Below are 3,829 nucleotides of genomic sequence, written 5' to 3'. Positions count from 1 at the left end.
GCCGGCCTGCTGCCGCCGCTCCGCGGCCCGGCGTCGGCCGTCGTCGAGCTCCAGTACATCCGCCGCCACGTGATGCGGATGCCGAGCCTGCCGCTCGACGTCGCCCGGATGATCGTGTCGACCAACAGCGAGCCCTACCGGCTGCTCTGGGGCAGGAGCGAGTCCGCCGTGACCGGAACCCTCAAGGACTGGGACGTCCGCGCCCGGCTGTCCGAGATCCTCGTACCGGCCCTGGTCACCGGCGGCCGGTACGACGAGGTCACACCGGCCCAGGTGGAGGCCCTCGCCGCCGGGCTGCCCACGAGCGAGCGGGTCATCTTCGAGGACAGCTCGCACTGCGCCATGTGGGAGGAGCCGGACCGCTTCCTCAGCGTCGTCGGCGACTTCCTCGACCGCCACGACGCGCGTTGAGCGGGGTCAGCCGACCCGGCGCGTGACCGACTCGGAGTAGGCGCCGGCGCGGTAGCGCAGGATCGGGTCGTCGGACAGGCCGATGCCGTCGACCACGCGGGTCGGGTCGAAGACGACGAGACCGCCGTTCTCCTCCGGGTCGGCGGTGGGACCGGTCACGGTCAGCGTGCCCGCGTCGAAGACGTCGGTGGACCGCCACACCGACATCGGGTCGTGCGGGTCGTCGCCGGTACCAGCGACCTGCACCTCGACGGTGTAGCGCGCCGGTCCGGCCGCGAGCCGGGCCAGGATCTCCTCGCGCAGCCGATCACGGCCGCTGAACTTGTCCGGCAGCCGCGCGGCCGCGGCGCCCGAGGGCCGGAAGACGTAGCGCGCCCAGCTCTCGGTGCCGTCCGGTGCCGTCCAGCGGTAGGCGTGGACGGGGTAGTAGGTGGCCTCGGCATAGGACTTCGGGGCGATCAGCGCCTTGGCGCGCCCGTTGGCCACGAGCGGCCCGAGCGCGCTGGGGTGCCGGGCCAGGAAGCCGACCAGCTTCACCGGCGAGGCCGCGGCCTCGACCATCTGGACGAACGCCTCGGGGGTGCGGACAGGGAAGCGCGGTGCGGTCTGGCCAAGCAGGTCGGTCGACGTACCGTCGGGGAGCTTGAACGACACCGCCATGCCGCGCACGTCCTGCGCGCCGTCGGCGGCGAACCGGCCGCCTCCGTTGGACCACCGCACCAGGACCGGCACCTCCTCCCCCTGGAGGTGCAGCGCGCGGCACCGCTTCGCCGCCTCCGCCGTCCCGACGAACGTCCCCTCGTAGAACGCCCCCTTGGCGTGGAGCGTCCGGTAGTCGCCGTGCGGCTCCCCGAACGCCGCCTGGATCCGCGTGATGGCCTGCTCCGGCGTCGGCTCGCTCGTCATGCGGGGAGGTTAGCGAGAAAAAGCGACGAGGGCCCCGGATCGCTCCGGGGCCCTCGCTCGGCTCTTGTTCTGGTCAGTCCTGCTGGAGGATCGCGAGGATCCGGAGCAGGTTGGTGTAGATCCAGACCAGGCTGACGGTCAGCGCGAACGCCGCGCGCCACGACTCGGCTGCCGGGATGCCGTTGCGGATGCCCTGCTCGATGAAGTCGAAGTCCAGGATCAGCATGAAGATACCGAGCACCAGGCCGACGACCGCGAAGATCAGGCCCAGCGCGCCGTTGCCGTAGAGACCGAGGCCGGCGTCGAACAGGCTGAGGACGATCTCCATGAGGCTGAGCGCGACCATGCCGAACATCGCGGCGATCACGAAGGTGCGGAACTTCTGGCCGACCTTGATCTCGAAGAACTTGTACGCCGCCAGCGTTCCGGCGAACGCTGCGAAGGTGCCGAGGACGGCCTGGGTGACGATGCCGCCGTAGTCGGAGTTGGCGCCGTAAACGGCGTCGTAGAACTTGCTCAGCGCGCCGAGCGCAACACCTTCGAACACCGCGAAGGCGATCACCAGCGGCGGGCTCACGATGCGCTTGAACGAGTTGACCATCGACAAGGCGAAGGCGCCGAGGCTGCCGATCAAGAGCGCAGCGCTCAGCATCGGGATAGCGCCCTCGGGGTCGTTGGTGATGTCACCGGTGAGGACCCACGTCGCGGCGGCGGTGAGGATGACCACGCCGAGCGTGATCGCCGTCGACTGGACGACCGTGTCGATGGTCATCCGGCCCGTGCTGGACGGGGCGGTCGGCGGGGCGTAGCCCTGCTCGCCGTGGCCCTGCGGGGCGTACTCCTGGTACGACGCCTGGCCGTACGGTGCCGGCCGGCTGAACTCCTCCGACCGACGGAAGATGGGGTTGTTGCTCTGCATGGTCTCCTCCGAAGGGATTCCTTGAGTAGGTGACACCCAGTCTAGGGAGTCAGATACCCGAAGAACGCGCAGCCGACCCCTGACGTTCCCCGAAGTGGCAACAGTCTCACCGGCCCTCGATGGTCACGGTGACCGCACTGTCCCCAGTGGGCTGCACGTGCACCATCCGTCCCGGCTGTCGCGTCGCCGTTCCGCCCTGGACCGTGACGACGTAGCCGTCGGGGTAGTGCAGCGGGCTGACGAAGATCTCCGTCGGCGCCGCGATCCTCCGGTCCGGCCGGTAGCGGAACCGGAAGTCGCCGGTGGCGGCGTCGAACGACATCCCCAGCGGGATGCCGGCGGTCGCCTGGGCGTAGGTCCGCACCAACCGCCGGGCCTTCTCGGTCTTGACCGAGGTCAGGTCGGCGTCGTCGGTGAACAGGCCCTGCGCGTCGTCGGCCGTCGTCGGGTCGTCCCACCGCTTGTAGGCCCAGTGCAACCAGCCCATGAGGTGCTCATCAGCGACCGCTGCGTCGATCTCGACCGCCCGTACGTTGTCGGTCGCACCCCACTCGCTCATCATCGGCACTGCGTTGATGTGCGCCGCCTGCTCGAGGGCGTGCTGCTCACGGTCGCGGCTGAACTCCCAGCAGTTCTCGACGTCGCCGCCCGGGATGCCCTGGGACTCCAGGAACACGTCCTGGCAGTAGTTGTGCCAGGACAGGCCGAGCCGGGTCTCCCCCGCCATCGGCTCGAGGTAGGTCGGGATCTTCTGGCCGCCCGCGAACTGCTGGGGCTCCCACCAGACGATGTTCTGCCGGTCGATCGCCCGGATCGCGGTGGTCGCCTTCTCGAACGCCGGCTGGAGCTCCTTGGTGTACGACGCCTTGCACCCGCCGGTGAGGCAGGCCGTCCACTCCAGGCCCATCCACGGCTCGTTGATGAGGTCGTAGCCCATCAGGTAGGGCTGGTCGCGCCACCAGCGCGCCGCGACCTCCCACGCCTTGACCCAGCCGTCGAGTCGCCCGTCCTTGTTGGCCCAGAACTCGTCGAAGACGGTCGACACCTCGGGCGTCCAGTAGCCCAACGGGAACGGCAGGTTGATCGGCGGCAGCAGGTTGTAGGGCGCCGGCCGGCTCATCGCCCAGTCGGGCACGCCCTCGCCGCCGTAGGTCTCGTGCCACATGTCCTGGTGGGCGTCGAGCTGCATCCAGATGCCCTGCGCGGCGAGCAGGTCCATGATCCGCTGCCAACGGGCGCGGTACTGCGGGTCGCCGACCCCGGGAGCGTCGGGCGTGAGGCCCGCCCAGAGGGTGCCGAGGCGGACGCCGTTGAACCCGTGGCGCTTGAGCCAGCGCGCATCGGACCCGGTGAAGCCGGCGGCCGTGGCCGGCGGGACGTAGGGCGCCCGCTTCCAGACCAGGTTGAAGCCGTGGACGATGACGACCCGGCCCAGCGGGTCGACCATCCATCGGCCGCGACGCCGCAGCTGCGCCGAATCCGGACCTACCTGCGCCGAATCCGGACCTACCTGCGCCGAAACCGCATCTCGTCCGGCGACAAGTCCCGATTCGCGGGAGGAAGGTCCGGATTCGACAGCGGGTTCGCGGGCGT

5 protein-coding genes are annotated in these 3,829 nt (G+C 70.1%); 2 read left to right on the top strand and 3 right to left on the bottom strand.

The window, feature by feature from the left end; all coding sequences use genetic code 11:
* Nucleotides 1-411 (top strand): alpha/beta fold hydrolase (locus H0487_RS20795; RefSeq protein WP_220793640.1); only part of this gene is annotated, 411 nt, incomplete at its 5' end.
* A 6-nt stretch (nucleotides 412-417) separates the two neighbouring features.
* On the opposite strand, the gene H0487_RS20790 is transcribed toward H0487_RS20795, so the two are convergent.
* From H0487_RS20790 to H0487_RS20780, 3 genes are all read right to left on the bottom strand, one after another.
* Nucleotides 418-1,317 (bottom strand): catalase, encoded by a 900-nt coding sequence (locus H0487_RS20790; RefSeq protein ID WP_183096134.1) that lies wholly within the window; start codon nucleotides 1,315-1,317, stop codon nucleotides 418-420.
* A 73-nt stretch (nucleotides 1,318-1,390) separates the two neighbouring features.
* A complete protein-coding gene (locus H0487_RS20785) occupies nucleotides 1,391-2,236 on the bottom strand; it encodes a Bax inhibitor-1/YccA family protein (protein ID WP_183096133.1) in 846 nt (281 codons plus the stop codon).
* A 106-nt stretch (nucleotides 2,237-2,342) separates the two neighbouring features.
* The gene (locus tag H0487_RS20780; protein WP_183096132.1) at nucleotides 2,343-3,683 is read right to left on the bottom strand and encodes a glycoside hydrolase family 5 protein; all 1,341 of its coding nucleotides are present in this window, start codon (nucleotides 3,681-3,683) and stop codon (nucleotides 2,343-2,345) included.
* Between H0487_RS20780 and H0487_RS22975 the strand changes: the two genes are divergently transcribed.
* The coding region (locus H0487_RS22975; protein ID WP_220793639.1) for a hypothetical protein at nucleotides 3,648-3,829 on the top strand (182 nt) is incomplete at its 3' end. The genes H0487_RS20780 and H0487_RS22975 overlap by 36 nt on opposite strands.

Origin of the sequence: Nocardioides stalactiti (assembly GCF_014180715.1) — a bacterium.
GTDB classification, from domain to species: domain Bacteria; phylum Actinomycetota; class Actinomycetes; order Propionibacteriales; family Nocardioidaceae; genus Nocardioides; species Nocardioides stalactiti.
Note: the sequence above shows the minus strand (reverse complement) of the source record. Positions and strands in the feature narration are given on the sequence as shown.